16 protein-coding genes are annotated in these 16,445 nt (G+C 67.7%); 8 read left to right on the top strand and 8 right to left on the bottom strand.

Features of this window, described 5'->3' with window-relative positions; all coding sequences use genetic code 11:
• Positions 1-29 precede the first annotated feature (29 nt).
• Positions 30-1,082, top strand: a complete 1,053-nt coding sequence (locus ON32_RS09640) for an amidohydrolase family protein (RefSeq protein WP_051133063.1) — start codon at positions 30-32, stop codon at positions 1,080-1,082.
• 11 nt (positions 1,083-1,093) lie between these two features.
• The gene (locus ON32_RS09635) at positions 1,094-2,353 is read left to right on the top strand and encodes an MFS transporter (RefSeq protein ID WP_040790490.1); all 1,260 of its coding nucleotides are present in this window, start codon (positions 1,094-1,096) and stop codon (positions 2,351-2,353) included.
• Here ON32_RS09635 and ON32_RS09630 read toward each other — a convergent pair.
• The 3 genes from ON32_RS09630 to ON32_RS09620 all read right to left on the bottom strand — a co-directional run bounded on the left by ON32_RS09630 (position 2,340) and on the right by ON32_RS09620 (position 4,397).
• Complete coding sequence (locus ON32_RS09630) at positions 2,340-2,633, bottom strand: hypothetical protein (protein ID WP_040790489.1); 294 nt, start codon at positions 2,631-2,633, stop codon at positions 2,340-2,342. The two genes, ON32_RS09635 and ON32_RS09630, sit on opposite strands and share 14 nt — an antisense overlap.
• Positions 2,634-2,835: 202 nt before the next feature.
• Complete coding sequence (locus ON32_RS09625; protein ID WP_040790488.1) at positions 2,836-3,924, bottom strand: NAD(P)-dependent alcohol dehydrogenase; 1,089 nt, start codon at positions 3,922-3,924, stop codon at positions 2,836-2,838.
• Entirely contained in the window at positions 3,924-4,397 is a 474-nt protein-coding gene (locus ON32_RS09620) for a DUF4334 domain-containing protein (protein WP_040790487.1), read from the bottom strand. Before ON32_RS09620 ends, ON32_RS09625 begins: the two co-directional genes overlap by 1 nt.
• 92 nt (positions 4,398-4,489) lie before the next feature.
• Here ON32_RS09620 and ON32_RS09615 point away from each other — a divergent pair, with 92 nt between their 5' ends.
• Positions 4,490-5,047 (top strand): TetR/AcrR family transcriptional regulator, encoded by a 558-nt coding sequence (locus ON32_RS09615; protein ID WP_040790486.1) that lies wholly within the window; start codon positions 4,490-4,492, stop codon positions 5,045-5,047.
• A gap of 12 nt (positions 5,048-5,059) precedes the next feature.
• Here ON32_RS09615 and ON32_RS09610 read toward each other — a convergent pair whose 3' ends face one another.
• Together ON32_RS09610 and ON32_RS09605 are read right to left on the bottom strand one after the other, a co-directional pair.
• Complete coding sequence (locus ON32_RS09610; RefSeq protein WP_051133062.1) at positions 5,060-6,859, bottom strand: hydroxysqualene dehydroxylase; 1,800 nt, start codon at positions 6,857-6,859, stop codon at positions 5,060-5,062.
• The gene (locus tag ON32_RS09605) at positions 6,852-8,300 is read right to left on the bottom strand and encodes an NAD(P)/FAD-dependent oxidoreductase (RefSeq protein ID WP_083874270.1); all 1,449 of its coding nucleotides are present in this window, start codon (positions 8,298-8,300) and stop codon (positions 6,852-6,854) included. The genes ON32_RS09610 and ON32_RS09605 overlap by 8 nt, the downstream gene beginning before the upstream one ends.
• A gap of 166 nt (positions 8,301-8,466) precedes the next feature.
• On the opposite strand from ON32_RS09605, the gene ON32_RS09600 reads away from it, so the two are divergent.
• Positions 8,467-9,114, top strand: coding sequence for a TetR/AcrR family transcriptional regulator (locus ON32_RS09600; protein ID WP_040790485.1), 648 nt, complete (start codon positions 8,467-8,469; stop codon positions 9,112-9,114).
• A 16-nt stretch (positions 9,115-9,130) separates the two neighbouring features.
• Here the strand turns inward: ON32_RS09600 and ON32_RS09595 are convergent, their stop codons facing one another.
• Positions 9,131-10,108 (bottom strand): NAD-dependent epimerase/dehydratase family protein, encoded by a 978-nt coding sequence (locus ON32_RS09595; RefSeq protein WP_040790484.1) that lies wholly within the window; start codon positions 10,106-10,108, stop codon positions 9,131-9,133.
• A gap of 270 nt (positions 10,109-10,378) precedes the next feature.
• On the opposite strand from ON32_RS09595, the gene ON32_RS09590 reads away from it, so the two are divergent.
• Positions 10,379-10,933, top strand: a complete 555-nt coding sequence (locus ON32_RS09590; protein WP_040790633.1) for a DUF8020 domain-containing protein — start codon at positions 10,379-10,381, stop codon at positions 10,931-10,933.
• Between the two features lie 251 nt (positions 10,934-11,184).
• Complete coding sequence (locus ON32_RS09585) at positions 11,185-12,312, top strand: DoxX family protein (protein WP_040790483.1); 1,128 nt, start codon at positions 11,185-11,187, stop codon at positions 12,310-12,312.
• 54 nt (positions 12,313-12,366) lie between these two features.
• Here ON32_RS09585 and ON32_RS09580 read toward each other — a convergent pair whose 3' ends face one another.
• Entirely contained in the window at positions 12,367-13,347 is a 981-nt protein-coding gene (locus tag ON32_RS09580) for a hypothetical protein (protein WP_040790482.1), read from the bottom strand.
• A 371-nt stretch (positions 13,348-13,718) separates the two neighbouring features.
• Between ON32_RS09580 and ON32_RS09575 the strand changes: the two genes are divergently transcribed.
• A complete protein-coding gene (locus ON32_RS09575; protein ID WP_040790481.1) occupies positions 13,719-14,954 on the top strand; it encodes a PucR family transcriptional regulator in 1,236 nt (411 codons plus the stop codon).
• Here the strand turns inward: ON32_RS09575 and ON32_RS09570 are convergent.
• On the bottom strand, positions 14,924-15,370 hold the full coding sequence (locus tag ON32_RS09570) for an RsbRD N-terminal domain-containing protein (protein WP_040790480.1): 447 nt from the start codon (positions 15,368-15,370) through the stop codon (positions 14,924-14,926). The two genes, ON32_RS09575 and ON32_RS09570, sit on opposite strands and share 31 nt — an antisense overlap.
• A gap of 243 nt (positions 15,371-15,613) precedes the next feature.
• Here ON32_RS09570 and ON32_RS09565 point away from each other — a divergent pair, with 243 nt between their 5' ends.
• Positions 15,614-16,390: a M50 family metallopeptidase gene (locus ON32_RS09565; protein ID WP_083874269.1), complete on the top strand. Its 777-nt coding sequence runs from the start codon at positions 15,614-15,616 to the stop codon at positions 16,388-16,390.
• Positions 16,391-16,445: the final 55 nt, after the last annotated feature.

Below are 16,445 nucleotides of genomic sequence, written 5' to 3'. Positions count from 1 at the left end.
ACACGGCGGGGTCGAGAGAAAGGACGAACATGTCGTCGATATCGGGTGGACCCGACCGGATCATCACCGTAGAGGAACACGTTCTCCCGGACTTCCTGGGTGAATACCTCGACGGCGCCCGCGCGAACCTGGATGCGGCGTACTGGGCGGAGGCCGAACACAAACTCCGCGATGTCGGCTACGAACGATTGGCCGATATGGACGCCCACGGGGTGAGCATGCAGGTGCTCTCGCCGACCGCCCCGGGTATCCAGATCGAACCGGATCCGGCGAAGGCCACCACCCTCGCGGCGCGCGCCAACGACTGGATGGCGACCGTTGTCGCCTCGGCTCCGGATCGGTTCGCCGGGTTCGCCACCGTGGCGTTGCAGGACCCGTCCGCCGCGGTAGCGGAGTTGCGGCGCGCGATCCGTGACCTGGGCATGGTGGGCGTGCTGATCAACGGCCACACCTGCGGGTCCTATCTGGACGAACCGCGGTACCGGGACTTTCTGGCCGCGGTCGCCGAACTGGGCGTGCCACTGTATCTGCACCCGGCGAACTCGCCCGATGCCGCCGCGTGGACCACCGACCATCCGGAGCTGCGCGGTCCGCTGTTCGGGTGGGGCGTGGAAACGGCGGCGCATTTCCTGCGCTTACTGTTCTCGGGTGTATTCGATCGGCCGGAGACCGCCGATCTCACGGTGATCCTCGGCCACGCCGGCGAGGGTCTGCTCGCGGCCCCTTCCCGACTGGACTCGCGGTGGTCGGCCGCCAATGCCGAACGGCACGGATACCGACTGGATCACCTTCCGTCGCACTATCTTCGGACGAATCTGTTCGTCACCACCTCGGGGGTGACGGACGCGGTCGCCTTCTGGGCCGCGGTACAAGGATGCGGCCCCGACCGGGTGGCGATGGCGCTGGACTATCCGATGGAGGACATGGCTCCCCAACTCGACGCCCTGCGGTCACGGTGGCGTATCGAGGTACTCGGCACCGCGGCCGACGACGAACTGGTGGAGAAGGTCGCCTGGCGCAATATCGGCCGCCTGCTGGGGCTACCCGAACCCGCCGAGCAGCTCCGGTCCGCCGCGCGCTGACGGGAGAGACGGTGACCGAAACCCCCGCGCCCGCAGCGGATATCTCTCCGGCGGTATCACATCGCGCCACTTGGCTGCCGATCGCGGCGGCGCTGGCGGCGGCGGGGTTCTGCCTGCGCCCCGCCATCACCGCCATGGGCGCCGCCCTGGAATTCGTCCCGGCCGATATCGGGCCCACGGTTCTCGGGTGGGTGGTCACGATACCCCTGTGGTGCTACGCGATCGGTGGATTGGCGGCTCCGCGCCCGGCGGCCCGGATAGGGGCCGAACGCGCCGTGATCGGGGCCTTGGCGGTCATGGTCGCCGGCCAGTTGTTGCGGGTGCTCGGCGGCGCGTGGGCCTTGCTCACAGGCACCACGATCACCGCGCTCGCGACGGCGGTGGTGTCGACCCTGCTGCCGGTGCTGGCCGCTCGTCCGGGACCGGGGGTGGCGCGGATGACCGCCGTCTACGCACCCGCCATCGGAATCGGCAGTGCGGCCGGAGCCTTTCTCACGGCACCGGTGAGTGCGGTGAGTTCATGGCGTTGGGGGTTGGGCCTGTGGGCGCCGGTGACCGGGCTGGCACTGGTGTTGTGGCTGTACGCGTTCCGACGGTCCGGCCCGGCCGACACCGAGCGTCCGCCCGGCGCCGAGACGACAGGGCCCGGACCGCTGGACCCGGTGCCGTGGCGCACGGTGCTGCGCAGCCGGCTGTCCTGGTCGCTGGCGGTGATGTTCGCCGCATGGGCAGTCACCGCGTTCGCCGTCATGAGCTTGTTGCCGTCGATCTATTACGACGCCGGTATCGACCGGGCCCGGGCCGGGCTACTGCTCGGCGTCGCCGCCGCGGTGGGGATACCGATCGCGGCGGTGCTTCCGGGTCTGCTGCGGCGCACGCATCGAGGCCCGCTGCGGGACGGTCCGCTACTTCTCGCCACTGCGGCGCCCGCCGCGGGTCTGTTCGGTCTGTTGTGGTCACCGGCGGACGCGGCATGGTTGTGGGCCGCCTGCGTCGGCGCCGGGCTCGGAACGCTGTCGCTGCTGTTGGCCCTGGTGCCGTTGAAGGCGCCGGACCGGGGCACCGCCATCGCGCTGTCCGCCACGGCGCAGGGAGTGGGTTACGCCTTGGCCGGACTGGGAGTCGCGACGCTGAGCACCCTGCACGTGCGGACCGGTGACTGGCAGGCGGTGCTGTGGCTGTTGCTGGCGATGTTTCCGGTGCAGGTGGTAGCCGGTATGCTCGCGGCGCGCAGCGGCGTGCGCGCTCCGCGACCGGCTACGACCCCATGAGAGTGTTCATAATGGTGCCTGCGCTGGTGGCCACCGTGCCACCGGCCATGGCGCCCGCGATCATCTTCGGCGACTGCAACGGACCGCCCGACCATTTCTCCCAGGCGAGCTTGCCGCCGGCGTAGGTGACCGCAGCCATCCCGGACAACAAGGTGAACCAGGTGAAATAGCGGGTCATCTCCATGATCTTGTCGCCCAACGGCGGCTCTTCCGGGGTCGGGTTGCCCATTTGGGCCAGAACCGAGTAACTGTCCTGTAGGGCGGTGAGAATCATACTCATATCCGTACTCCTTGCTCGGGTACCGAATGATCCTGACAACGCCCAGGCCCCCGTCGTCACCGTTGCTGCGGTCGGCTTCGAGGGCACCTGGTGAACACACCGAGTGGTATTGAACACCAATCGTTCGGCGTACGGGAGAAGACACACCAAATATTTCCCGACCTGCGGCGTGTCGCGTATCGCGTGTCGGCGATTCGACCCGTCACCAGGTCAATACGGGTTTGACCACTCCACCCGCCCGCTGGTCGGCGAGGGCGGTCTCGATCTTCTCGTGTGGATAGACCCCGATGAGTCGGTCCACCGGCAGACGCCCGCGAGCGTGCAGATCCAGCAGGTGCGGGATGAACTCGTTCGGCACCGCGTCCCCTTCCAGACAACCGCGGATGGTCTTGCCGTTCAACACCAGATCGCCGATATCCACCGGCGGGGTTCCGGCGCCGAGCCCGACCGCGACCACGGTGGCCCCGGTGGTGAGAGCGGCCGCCGCGTCCGCCAGCACCGCCGGAATACCGGTGGTGTCCAGGGCGTGCGTGGCACCGCCGGCGGTCAATTCCCTAATGGTGGGGACGATTTCGCGTTCGGTCGGATCCAGAACCACATCGGCGCCGAGTTCGCGGGCCAATTCCCGACGGGCGAGCGAGGTCTCCACGACGACCGTCCGAACCCCGTCGACCGTACCGGCGGCCAGTAGGGCGGCCATACCGACCGCCCCGGCACCGTATACCGCCAACCAGGCGCCGGGGCCCGGGCGCAGGGCGTTGAGGACCACGCCCGCGCCGGTCTGGAATCCGCAGCCGAAGGGCGCGGCGACGGTGAGGTCCACCTCCCGGTTCACCACCACGGTGTTGTCCTCGGTGGCCAGTGCGTACCCGGCGAAGCTGGACTGTCCGAAGAACCCGTCCCGCACCGCAACACCGTCGACGGTTACCCGAGGGGCGTCGTGGGCGCGTTTGCCGAAGTGGTTCAGTTTGGTCGCCCGACGGCAGTAGGCGGGGCGACCGTCCCGGCAGGCGGCGCAGTAGCCGCAGTGCCGGAAGGTCAGCACCACGTGGTCACCGGGACGGACGCGGGTGACGGACGATCCGACCGCTTCCACGATGCCCGCCCCCTCGTGGCCGAGCAGGAGGGGACGGTCGGCTGCGCCCATCGGGCGGTTCACCAGGTCGGTGTGACAGATCCCGGCGGCGACGATCCGAACCAGGATCTCACCTTCCCGTGGATCGTCGATCTCCACCGGTTCGACCGAGAACGGGGCCTTCGGGTCGCGGGACAGTACCGCCGTCGTTCGCATCAGGAGACCCGCTCCAGCAGGAAGTAGAAGTGCTCGCCCTGCTTCGACAACACCAGTTCCGGGCGACCGTTCATGATGCCCATGAGAGTTTTGTCGTCGAGCCATTTGAAGTGGTCGAACACCGCGCGACCGTCGTAGACCATGGTGGCGGTGACCTCACCGCGGAATTCGATGTTCCACAGGGTCGCCTCGCCCTGGCCGAGCTCGACATCGGAGAACAGCGATCCGTCCTCGGCGCGGCAGATGAGTGGTTTCGCGTCGTCGAGGGCGTGGAAGGTTTTGCCGTACCAGCGGCTCGCGGGCAGGGCCCGGCACAGGGGGTGACCGGTCTGGAAGGCGTCGCCGCGCCATCGGCCGAGGATGTCCTCGGCGCGGGCGGGTTTCAGGCGGGCCCACAACTCGTCCAGTTCGGTGGCCGAGACTCCTTCGGTTCGTGCCCGCAGTTGCTGCCAGCGGGGTATGTCCGCGCTCATCGCCCGTCCTCTGCTCGCCGATTTCCAGAACCATTTGGTTCGGGAGCAACCATAATCCCGAACCAAATGGTTCGGCAAGCTAGGATCCCTACATGCGCGCAGCAGGTCAGGCCACTCGGGAGCGGATTCTCGCCGCTGCCAAGGCCGAGTTCGCCGAGTACGGCACCGCCGGCGCCCGGATCAACCGCATCGCCGCCGCCGCACATGCCAGCAAGGACCGGCTCTATGCCTACTTTCCCGGCAAGAGCGAGCTCTACGCCGCCGTCACCGAACAATGGACCCGCGAAACCGCCGCCGAGACAGCGCTTCGCGCCGAGGACATCCCCGGGTATGTGGGTCGACTCTTCGACCACTTCCTCGCTCACCCCGACAATGCCCGGCTCCAGGCGTGGACCGATCTGGAACCCACCGACGAACGCATCGACGAGGTCCTGCGCCGCACCGTCGAACCGAAACTCGCCGAACTGCGCCGCGGCCAGCGTGCGGGTCTGATCACCGCCGATATTCCCGCACCCACCCTGCTGCGCATGCTCACCGAACTGGCCCGCACCACGGCCACCCATGCCGCCCAACGCTCCCGCGGACCCGAACGCATCGCCGCCCACCGGGCCGCCACGGTGCTGGCCGCCCGGCGTCTGATCGCACCGTGACGCAGGCCCCGCTCACACATCCATGAGATGCGGCAGACCGGCCCGGAAACGGTCGGCGTCGATCTTCTTGGCGGGTTCGAATATCGGCAAGGTCACCAGCGGGAACACCGGGACACGTGGGGCCGGGTCGTCGGTGGCGTCGAGAATGGCATTGGCCACGGCCCGACCGGATTCGTTGGCGCCCTCCATGGTCGCGAGATCGATATGGGTGCGCACATGGTCGCCACCGAAGAACAGGTTCGGAATGGCACAATGGGCGTTCGGCCGATGATCGTAGGAACCGACGGTATTGACCAGCAGCGGGGTCTCGTTGTGGATGGTCCCGCCCGACCAGGTGATCCCCGGGTCCAGATGCCAGGAGTGCAGATCCTCCTTGCGCAGCCAGCCGGTTGAGGTGTTGAGCCATTCCTCCAGTTGTGCCCACACCTCGGCGGCGATCTCCCGGGCGGTGCACTGTTTTGCGGGGCGACCGAACAGGATGCCGGGGGTGTCCCAGTCGGAGATATCCACCGATAGACATTCCTGCACCGAACCGTCACCGTAGGTGGCCGAGAAATCCCCCACCCACATCGGCGCCTGCCGCAGGGCGGTGAGCGCCCACGGGGAGCCCAGCGCGGCGATATGCCCTTCCGGGATATCGGTCGGTCGCCGGAGGTAGTACTGGATGCCGACCATCCAGTCGGTCCGCAGTTCCCGCATCCCGGCCAACGCGGGGTCGGCGTCGAGGATGCGGTCGTTCAGCAGCGGAACAGTCTTCTCCACCGGCATGGCGCAGACATAGTGGTCGGCGGTGACGGTGGCCGAGCCCGCCGAACCGCCCACCCGCGCCGAATCTATCCGTCCGCCGCTCGAACTCAGGCCGGTCAGCCCCTGCCCCATCACGAACCGCACCCCACGAGAGCGCAGATACGCCACCCATGGATCGATCCACGCCTCATTGGTGGGACGGTTCAGAATACGGTCGACACCACCGGAGAATTGCGGAATCAGACCGGTTCCGGCCAATACCAGCGCCTCACCGATGGTGCCGATGGTGCGGGCCGAGCTCATATGCGGTTTCGCGGCCACGGTGATGCGGGTGAGCGCGTTCACCAGATAATCGCGATAGGCCGGCGACTTGCCCTCGGCGTGCATGATCTGTTCCCAGGTCACATACTCCCACTGTCCGAACCGTCGTTCGGTGCTCGAGGTGAACCACATGACCATCTGTTTGGCGAAGAACGCCAATTCGTGCGGTGGCAACTCCGGGACGAAACTCAACGCGCCGACGATACTGTCCTGCAGCCGCTCCGGGGTCAGTTGCTCGATGGCCCCCGCCTCCACCGGCGCGAAGATCGGCGGCCGACCGCGGAAACCGGCGACGGTGCCCTGCACCCGGATCAGATTGTCCAACACCCCGTTCGGATTGCCCGGAAACGGGATCCGGCGCATGGTGTCCGGAATGTTCTGGTAGCAGCCGGGAAAGAACCGGAATCCGTGCTCACCGGGTAGGTCTCGCCGGCCACCGGCCCCGGTGCCGAGCACCGGCATACTGCGCGCCTTGCCACCGAGATGGGCCGGTTCGTACACGGTGACCCGATAGCCGCGTTCGACGAGTTCGTGTGCGGCCGACAGTCCGGCCATACCGCCGCCGAAGATCGCCACCGTCCTACCGGCGGACCGTGGGCCGGGGGTGCGGCGACGCCCGACGGAGGCGGCGGTGGAACCGGACGGCAGCGCGGTGGTGGCCAACGCGGTGCCGGCGGCGAGCGCACCACGCAGCACGGTGCGGCGAGCGATCGATGCTGACGTCATCGGCAGCTGATCAGACATGGTCGTCTCCTGGACTGGCGAGTGAGGTGGAGATATCGGAATCGTCCGCGGACATCACTGTCGTCGCGGGCAGTCGAGGAGGAGCGCCGGCCAGGCTGGTGTGGGAATCGCGCCATTCCATGGCGGTATCGCGAATTTCGCGGACCAGATCGGCGACGACCGGCGCGGGATCGGCCCGATGGCGCCACAGCGCCGCGGCGGCCAACCGCAGACCACGTTCCGGGGTGTACAGCTCGGCGGGACGTCGGGTACGGCAGAAGATCCCGGTGGCGATCTCGCCGAGTTCAGGTCGGTGGGCCGCTGCCCGATAGAGCTCGAGTTCCAGGGGACGCACGGCCTCGCCGCGGGCCAGGCGGTTGGTCCAGTGATAGATCTCGCGACATTCGAGCACCCGCCGGCGTTCCCAGTCGGCGAGCGCACGATCGAGTCGGGCACTGTCGTCGAGCACCGGCACGACGGCCTCGGCGAGACGCCGACCGTAGTGCAACGCGTCCCGGATTCCCTGGGCGGTCACCGGGTCCTTGAAATGTCCGGCGTCGCCGGGCAATGCCCATCCCGGTCCGGACGAACGGCGGAAATACGAGGCCAGCTCGGTGGCCGCACGCACCCGACCCATCCGTTCACAGCCGCGCAGGCGCTCCCGCAGGTCGGGGAGTCGCTCGATGGCCTCGGTATAGCGGCGCTCGGCGTCGCCGGGGCGAAGTTTCGCCGAACCGGACCGACCGACCGGCGGCTGCACCAGGCTCAGCAGCAGCCCGTCGTCACAGGGGAAGGCGGTGCCGAGATCGCTTCCGGCCCGCCATTGCGCGGCGATCGAACGCCATTCGTCGTGGGTGTCCCGCCAGTACGCGAAATAACATTCCCGCCCACTCGGCACGGCGGCGAACGGTCGCTCGGCCCCGACCAGTCGCGCCACTGTACTGTGTCGTCCGTCCGCCCCCACCACCAGGGACGTCCGGATCTCGGCGAGTTCGCCGGAGGCGGTGCGATAGCGCACTCCGACGCAACGCTTTTCGTCCCACACCAGCTCGGTGACCCGAGCTTTCTCCCGTACCTCGGCGCCTGCCTCGATCGCGGTCCGAACCAATGCCTCGTCGAGTCCGGCCCGGCGCACGCACAGAGCGTGATCGATCCCTTCCACGGTCGGGAAACGGGACTTCACCCGGTATCCGTCCACCGCGGCGAACGCGGTGGTCAGCGGGGGTGCGCCGAGGGCACGTACTCGGTCCCACACGCCCAGACGGGCCAGCTCGGCCACACCGGTGGGCCACAACAGGTGGGTGGAGAGGGTGTCGGAGGGAAAACGCGCACTGTCCAACACGATCACCCGACGACCGGCCCGAGCGAGCGTGATGGCGGTGGCCGATCCCGCGCATCGGGCTCCGACGACGACGACATCGCTGTGTTCGGTGACGGGCACGGCGAGATCGGAACCGCTCATGAGATCGCCTCGGTCATCGAGTCTCGGACATGGTGTCCGATCGATAGTGCGATGGCGCACAAGGGAATGTCAATGGTCACCGCCGGTGCGGGCACAATGGGCACATGCGATATGTGATCGGAGAACCACCGCAACGGGACCCGAACGCCCCGTCGCCGGAGGCCCGATGCCGTCGCTGACCCGGGTTCGGAAAAACCCCCGCAAACAGACCGTCGACCGGCGCGCCGAATTCGAACAGCGCGTCCTACACGCGGTGGAAGATCTACTGTCCGACGGCACCCCGTTCACCGAGCTCGCGGTCCAGAAGATCGCCACCGCCTCGAACGCGGCCCGCTCCACGTTCTACCGCTATTTCCCGGACAAGAGCCAACTGCTCATCCGGATGGCCGATCTGGCCACCGCCGATCTCTTCGCCGCCGCCGAACACTGGTGGAGCGCCGAACACACCGATCGCCAGGCCGGCGTGTTCCGCGCCATCCACACCATGATCACCGGCTTCCGCCGACACCGTTATCTGTTGCTCGCCCTCGCCGAGGTCTCCGCCTACGACCGCGATGTCGGCGCCTACTGGCGCACCCGCGTCGCCGGTTTCACCGATATGGTGCGCACCCGGCTCGACACCGACCGGGCCGCCGGCCGAATCAGCCCCGATATCGACCCCGACGCGACCGCACTCGTCCTCGTGTCGATGGTGGAGCGATCCATCGCCTCCGCATTCGCGACGGACACCGGTATCAGCGACGAGGCCCTGGCGCAGGCCCTGGGCCGCTCCATCTGGCTGACCGTCTACGGCGATGCGCCCCGACCCGACTGAGGCTCCCGCCGCACGATCAGATGCGCACCGCCTCCGCGATCGAGTCGGCCAGCGGCCGCCAGGTCAGATTCAGCTCCTCGAGGGTGCGCGAATCATCGGTCGGGGTGGCAGCGGTGAGCAGCCAGGCGGCCTCGTAGCTCAGTCCGGCACTGATCGGCAGCACTCGGGAAACGAGATCACCGACGCGTCCCATTCCGCGGAAAACCGCTGGGGACAAGGGAATACGTCGAATGGGTTTGCCGAGACCGGTTTCCAGCATGTCGACGATCTCGTCGAAGGTCACCAGATGCCCCCCGCACAGATAACGTTTCGGCCCCCGCCCCGGTCGCATGACGGCGGCGTGCACGGCCGCCACATCGCGCACATCGATCATCTGCATCCCACCCGGCACCCGGGGCGCCAGCCGCGTCCGCACCATCACGTCCCATCCCGCGGCGGTGATTCCCGCGGACGTGCCGAGAGCCGGACCCACCACACTGGACGGATAGGTGATGACCACCGGTGCGCCGGTGGCCTGCAGGGCGCGGGCGATCCGGTCGGCCGTCGACTTCGTCCGACCGTAGGCGCTGCGGCCGGGTGCGGTCGGGCTGTCGGGCCCGATCACCGGGTCGGGACACGGAAACAGGGCACTGTAGCTGGCGACGTGTACGACCGGGTCCAGCCCGGCGGCGACCGCCTTGGCCAACACCGCGCTCGTGGCATCGACATTGACCTCCCACATCAGCTGCTCACGCCGGTTGTCGGTGCCGACCACACCGGCCATGTGCAGGACCGCGTCGCAACCGTCGAGCAGCGCATCCACCACTTCCGGAACCCGGATATCGCCGGTCAGGGTCTCGATCGCCCCTGTCGATTCACGCTCCACGTCCCGAAGCGCCTCGGGCACCGTATCGTTCGGCGCGACCAACAAGCGGATATCGTGCCCGTCCGCCAATAGTGCCGCGACGCTGTGCGCGCCCAGATAACCGGTTCCGCCGGTGACCGCGATCCGCATGCTGCTCCTTGCTCGATTACGCCGCCGATGCGGGACGGGGTCCGCGTCATCGGCGCCGTGGTACCGAGGGCATCGTAAGCGGACATAGCGGTCCGGTACACGGTTCGGCCCACTCAGCGGACGACCACAGGCCTTTCTGTGATCCCGCACCCGGAATCGGCGAAACGGCTGTTTCCCGGAAGACTCACGGCCAGAATGAGGTTCGGAACCGAGATCCGGTTCTTGGGGAACGTCGACGGGAACGTCGGCAGAAGTATGTGGGGAATCGAAATGAGAATCAGACATATCGCCGCTACCGCGGTGCTCTCCATCGGCGCGCTCGGAGTCGCCGCGGGCACCGCACACGCCGAACCACCGGCCGCCGCCGAGGTCAGCGTGCGCGGCGTGGAACAGGGGCTCGGTTATGTCATGGCGCCCAGTGACGACGGCTCGAGTGTGGTGACCACCTTGGACACCGGCAGTTTCCACCTGGCCCCGGACGCCGGCAGTGTGGCCCTGGCCGATCCCGGTGGGCAGGTCGTGGCCGCCCTACCGCTGACGGTACAGACCTTCGGGCAGTCGACGACACTGGCCGCGCAGATCTCCTCCGACGGACGCACCCTGACTCTGACCCCGATCGGATCGCCGCGCAGCAGCGACCATATCGCCCAACTGGTCGATGACGGCGAGACGCAGGCCCGCAAATTGCACAATGCCGGGATCGGAGCCCTCATCGGCGCCGGAATCGGGGCGGTTCTCGGCTTCTTCCTCGGCGGAGTCGGGGCTTTGGTGACCGTACCGATCGGCGCGGGAATCGGGGCACTCATCGGATACTCCACCCCCTGATATCCACTCGATCCGAACCACCCGATCGGCATGCCCGGCGGCTCTGACGGCCGTCGGGCACGCCGATCTCGGACCCCTACGGCGACCCGGTCACCACCTCACCACTCGGCGAGCGGGCATCCTGCTCACCGAGCACCCATATCCCGAGGACGGTCTCGCCAACCGCTGTTTCCGCTCGAATGGACCGGGTATCTCGTCGGCGTCCGGCCCCGCCTCGCGCGGGCCGATACCAACTGAGGAAAGGGGTCTCCATGCTTCTACGTCGGCTGGCCCGCCCGCTCCTGGCGAGTACGTTCATCGTGGACGGGGCCGAAACACTCCGTAACCCGGAGTCCCGGGTGAAGGAGGCGTCCGCGCTGGTCCACAAGGGCGAGGAATCGCTGCCGCCCGATATCGCGACGAAACTGCCGTCGGACCCCGGAGCCCTGGTGCAGGTTACGGCCGTTACCCAGATCGTGGGCGGAGCACTACTGGCATTGGGCAAGGCTCCGCGCCTGGCGGCACTGGCCCTGGCGGCGACGGTGGTGCCGGCGACGGTGACCGAGCAGAACTTCTGGGCCGAGAACGACCCACAGCGCCGGGCCGCCAAACGGACCGCCTTCCTCAAGGACATGAGCCTGCTCGGTGGGCTCATGATCGTCGCGGCCGATACCGAGGGCAAACCCTCGCTCGGCTGGCGGGGTCGCCGAGCCGCCAAGGCTGCGGCCGCGACGGTGAGCGGCGCACTTCCCCTCGGCGAGTCCGCCAAGAACGGCACGGCGGGAACACTGCGCCACCAATTGCATCAGGCCGCCGAACGCGGACGTGAGCTCGCCGGCACCGCGGCCGAGAAGAGCACCGAACTGGCCGAGGTCGCGCAGCAGCGGGCCCCGATATGGGCCGAGACGGTCAAACATCGAGGTGTCGAAATCGCCGATATCACTCGCCACCGCGGCGCGGAACTGGCGGAAATCGCCAAACAGCGCGGGGAGGAACTGGCCGAGGTGGCCCAGCAACGCGGACCGGAATGGGCCGACCGCGCCAAATACCGCGGCGCCGAAATCGCCGATATCGCCAAACACCGCGGCGCGGTCCTGGCCGAGGTGGCCCAGCAACGCGGACCGGAATGGGCCGACCGCGCCAAGCACCGCGGCGCCGAAATCGCCGATATCGCCAAACACCGTGGGGAGGAACTGGCCGAAACCGCCCGTCATCGCGGCGCCGGCATCGTCGGTGTCGCCCAAGAGCAGGGCCCTGAGTTGGTGAGCCGCGCCAAGCATCGCACGGCCGAGCTCGCCGACCGCGCCCGTTATCGCGGCGTCGGTATCGCCGACACCGCCAAGGCACAGGGAAACGCCGCGCCCCGGAAACGAGCGCGCGGCGTGTTGTGGTTCGGCTGACTCCTGTGCCGCGTGCGGTGGGGCGTAAGGAGGCCACGCCCCACCGCACACCCCCTATTCCTCGATGGGCACGATGTCCACCGATTCCGCGGCCTCGAACTCGATTACCCGACGCACCCGGGATTCCCCGACCGGACCGAGATCGACGACAACCGTCCCCTCCTGATGGGTGACCGACTCGACCATCGCCTCGAGCGGATGTCCATCGGCGTCGGTGATTCGGATACGGTCACCAACGGCCAATGCGTCCGCCCGCACCCCACCGGTGCCGGCACGCGGGGTGTAGACGCCGCAGTAGGTGCGGCCGGTCGTCTCCCCGAGACCGCGCTGCGCAATGGTCCACCACACCGGTCGGGCGCTGTCACCGGCGGTGCGGCGATGCCAGTACAGCACCCGATCGCGCCGCGCCTCGGCGGCGGCCCGACTCTCGTGGACGGAGACATGGCGCCGCACCGGTGCACTGCGCGGTTTCGCGGTACCCTCCGCACCATCGACCACGAGCACCCAGCTACTGGAGATGTCCTGATCACGAGCGGCGCTGACCCGTTTTGCCAGTGCCTGGCCAGGTGTGGCGCCGAGCCGTTCCACGACCTCCGCGAGGCTGTCGGCCAGCCCGAGCGCGCGCAGGAACCCGGCCGCCGCGATCTCGGCTGTGCCCAACCGCTGCGCCAATACCGGCATCGGGGTGCGTTCCCGCCACGCGGTGCGGGCCAGATGCTCGTGTTCGGTGAGCCACAGTGACGACGACCCGTTCCGGTAGTGGTCCACCACCACCGACCACCAGTCCCATTCCGGATCCGCCAGCCGCTCCCGGATCCAATCCACCCGTTCGCTGCGGCGCACCCGTTCATCCGGTGGAATGAAATTGCGCAATGCCGCCTCCACCGCGGTGGGGGTTCGGCCCAGTTCGGCCGCGATCTCGTCCAGTGCGACACCGGTGCGCAAGGCCGCGGCGATCGCTCGATACTCCGATTCCCGCCACGAGGTGCCGTGCTGCCGTGGCGGCAGCAGCCGTTCCTGTCCGATTGCACTCATCACAGAACCCCCGTTCCGATGCGCCGACGAGCGCCGCGATGCCCAGGGACCCAGGGACCCAGGGAATCGATATCGCGGAAACCGCCCGCCGAACTGTCCTACCAGCACAGAATACGCGGGGGGTATGACAGAAACGGCCGCCGAGAACTACCCCGGACCAGCGAGGGAACCCCGACGACCCACCGTAGACCCACGCCCTGATCCCCTTCCGAACGCTCGACGAACGACGGGCCGTCGACCTGTGATCGATCACAATCACCCCCCGTGCGGATTCACGCTCACCCAACGGGCCGACAAATCTCCCCGTAACCTGTTCGTCACTCGCTACCGTGATTCGGCAGTCTCGTCATCGGGGGTCGAAGGAGATCATCATGAGCGCCGACAGCGCTATCCGGACGAAATTGACCGTGTCCGGACAACCGATGTCTGCACCGCTGCAGGATGTCAGGACACTGTCCCGACGTATGGTCGGCCATTTCGTCGAAAACGTGGTGCCGTGCGGCACGCTGCCCGGGGATGCCATCCACGGCGATATCACCACCATCACCCGAATCTGCCTGGAACTCGCGGTCAGCATGCTCGACGGCCAGGACATCCCGGAGAAGACACGGCGCCTGGAGAACGCCGCCGCGGGATGGGCGCGCGAAGGTGTCCCCATCGACACCATTCATCACGCGGTGCACGAGGGCGTCAAACTGGGGCTCGACCTGGTGGTGTCGAACGCGACGGTCACCGACTATTCCAACCTGGTGGACGGCGCCAAACTGGTGGTGGAGATGCTGGACAAGATGACGGTCTGCATTTCCATGGCCTATATCCGGGAACTACGAGCGGTGGTGAGCGAACACCACACCGCCGTGCACACCCTCACCTCCGCGCTGTTGGGCGGGTACAGCACGTCCACCATGGCCCGCGAATGCGGAATCGAGATCGCACCCGCCTACACGGTGCTGGCCATGGCGATTCCCGCGCATCCCGACGAATCGGCGCCCAATCTGGACGGCAAGGTGGTGGCGCGACGCAAACTGCGGCGAGTGCAGGCCGAGCTCGCCACCCGATGCGGCGAATCGGCGCTGTCCCTGTTGAGCGTGGACGGGGGAACGGTTCTGCTGCCCGCCGGAATGTTCGAGGGTGAACAACTCGACGAATTGGTGTCCAGACTGTCCCGGGCCGCACAGGTGCAGATCAGCGCCGCCGTGGTGGAGGCGCCGACACCGCAGGTGCCCGCGGCCGCCGATCAGGCGCACGAATTGCTCGATATGGTGCAGCGGCTGGACTGTGTGCCCGGACTGTACCGATTCGACGATATGGCGCTGGAATACCAACTCACCCGTCCGGGGCCCGGCCGCGAGTATCTGGGGTCGCTGCTCGACCCACTCGACGACCATCCCGAACTGTTGGAAACCCTGCAACGGCATATCAGCAACAACCTGAACCGGCAGCGCACCGCCCGGCTCATGCATATTCACACCAATACCATCGACTACCGGCTCAAACGAGTCGCGCAGCTCACCGGTTTCGACCCGACCCAACCGTCGGGCCTGTGGTATCTGCGCTCGGCGCTGGTGGCGCGCAGCTACTGCGCCGACCGCAACTCGGCCACGTAGGCGCGCGAGACGGTCGTGGTGAGCGTCTCGAGCACGTCCACCACGAAACAGCCGTCGACGAGACCGGACACGCCCCGGGACGGGGGTGAATCCCGCAGTCCGAGACCACTTTTCACCCCTTCGTGCAGCGCGTGCTGGACAACCTCCAACGGTATCTCCTGCCGCGCCCAGCACACCGCGGCCTGCTCCAACCGCGCCAATATCCTTCGGCCCGAGGGATCGGAATCGTCCAGCAGCGCCAGCGCCAATCCGAGACCGATCTGCAGGGCCGTCCCGAAGTCGGTACCACCGGGCACGGAATCGGGGGCGTCCGCCGGGAGCAGAGCTCGGATATCCAGTGGTTCGACCAGTTCCGAGAGTTCCGGTAACCGCGGTGAATCTCCCGTACCGGGGTCGTGCGACCCGCCCGCCTTCATGCGCACTCCCTTCACCGGCGACGATCCCTTATGGACGAACGTATAGTTCCGCGACGAAATACTCGTTCACATCGCTCGCACTTCGGCACACATCGGAACGACGACGACGAAAAATTGTGAAGTGTCCCATTCACGCCTGTTCGCGGTCGTTTCCACACCACCGGGCCGATCCCACAGAAGCGGGTATCCGTGCGTCTGCTCGCGAACGGGCGAGTGCCCGACCCTATCCGTTAGGGTGCGGCGGTGGATACAGCCGAATTGATCGACCGCAGCACGTCCATCGCGGATCGGCTCACGACAACGCAGGCGGCGCCGCCGCCGTGGCTGGTGTTCGCCGCCGCGGCGGCGGCACTGGTGCTGGTCGGGTATCGCCCGCTGTGGCGCCTGACCCGCAATGTGGTGACCATCGCGCACGAGGGCGGACATGCTCTGATGGCCCTGCTCACCGGCCGCCGCCTCAATGCCATCACGCTGCACTCGGACACCTCCGGACTCACCGTGTCCAGCGGTAGACCCTATGGCCTCGGCATGATTCTCACCACGTTCGCGGGCTATCCGGCGCCGCCCCTGGTGGGACTCGGGTTCGCCGCGCTGCTGGGTGCCGGCCGGATCACCCTCATGCTGTGGATCTCCATCGTCGCACTGGCCGCCATGCTGGTCATGATCCGCAATGTCTACGGGGTGGTATCGGTGCTCGGCACCGGTGCTCTCGTCTTCGGCGTTTCCTGGTTCGGCTCCGACACCCTACAGGCCGGATTCGCCTATCTGGCGACCTGGATGCTGCTGTTCGCGGGCAGCCGGCCGGTCCTCGAACTACAGCGCACCCGTCGCCGGATGCGCGATGGCACCACCGACGCCGATCAGCTGGCCCGATTGACCCGGCTCCCGGCATCGCTGTGGGTGCTGGTCTTCGGCGCCGTCGCGGTGGCGGCGCTCGTGGCGGGGGCGAGTCTGTTGCTGTCGGCCACGGCGGGGATCTGCCTGCCCATCCCGAATGGCGCCGATTGCCCCGCCGGCTGATTCCCCGCACCCCGGGAGCGAACTCATGGCTATACCGCCTATGCCGCCGGCGGTA

The organism is Nocardia paucivorans NBRC 100373 (genome assembly GCF_000308675.1).
Lineage (GTDB): Bacteria > Actinomycetota > Actinomycetes > Mycobacteriales > Mycobacteriaceae > Nocardia > Nocardia paucivorans.
This window is presented reverse-complemented; position numbering and strand designations above follow the sequence as displayed.

Excerpts from the sequence above, each read along its gene's own strand:
- ON32_RS09640 (WP_051133063.1), top strand. The coding sequence starts at position 30 with ATGTCGTCGATATCGGGTGGACCCGACCGGATCATCACCGTAGAGGAA.
- ON32_RS09630 (WP_040790489.1), bottom strand. The coding sequence starts at position 2,633 with ATGAGTATGATTCTCACCGCCCTACAGGACAGTTACTCGGTTCTGGCC.
- ON32_RS09625 (WP_040790488.1), bottom strand. The coding sequence starts at position 3,924 with ATGCGAACGACGGCGGTACTGTCCCGCGACCCGAAGGCCCCGTTCTCG.
- ON32_RS09620 (WP_040790487.1), bottom strand. The coding sequence starts at position 4,397 with ATGAGCGCGGACATACCCCGCTGGCAGCAACTGCGGGCACGAACCGAA.
- ON32_RS09615 (WP_040790486.1), top strand. The coding sequence starts at position 4,490 with ATGCGCGCAGCAGGTCAGGCCACTCGGGAGCGGATTCTCGCCGCTGCC.
- ON32_RS09610 (WP_051133062.1), bottom strand. The coding sequence starts at position 6,859 with ATGTCTGATCAGCTGCCGATGACGTCAGCATCGATCGCTCGCCGCACC.
- ON32_RS09605 (WP_083874270.1), bottom strand. The coding sequence starts at position 8,300 with ATGAGCGGTTCCGATCTCGCCGTGCCCGTCACCGAACACAGCGATGTC.
- ON32_RS09600 (WP_040790485.1), top strand. The coding sequence starts at position 8,467 with ATGCCGTCGCTGACCCGGGTTCGGAAAAACCCCCGCAAACAGACCGTC.
- ON32_RS09595 (WP_040790484.1), bottom strand. The coding sequence starts at position 10,108 with ATGCGGATCGCGGTCACCGGCGGAACCGGTTATCTGGGCGCGCACAGC.
- ON32_RS09590 (WP_040790633.1), top strand. The coding sequence starts at position 10,379 with ATGAGAATCAGACATATCGCCGCTACCGCGGTGCTCTCCATCGGCGCG.
- ON32_RS09585 (WP_040790483.1), top strand. The coding sequence starts at position 11,185 with ATGCTTCTACGTCGGCTGGCCCGCCCGCTCCTGGCGAGTACGTTCATC.
- ON32_RS09580 (WP_040790482.1), bottom strand. The coding sequence starts at position 13,347 with ATGAGTGCAATCGGACAGGAACGGCTGCTGCCGCCACGGCAGCACGGC.
- ON32_RS09575 (WP_040790481.1), top strand. The coding sequence starts at position 13,719 with ATGAGCGCCGACAGCGCTATCCGGACGAAATTGACCGTGTCCGGACAA.
- ON32_RS09570 (WP_040790480.1), bottom strand. The coding sequence starts at position 15,370 with ATGAAGGCGGGCGGGTCGCACGACCCCGGTACGGGAGATTCACCGCGG.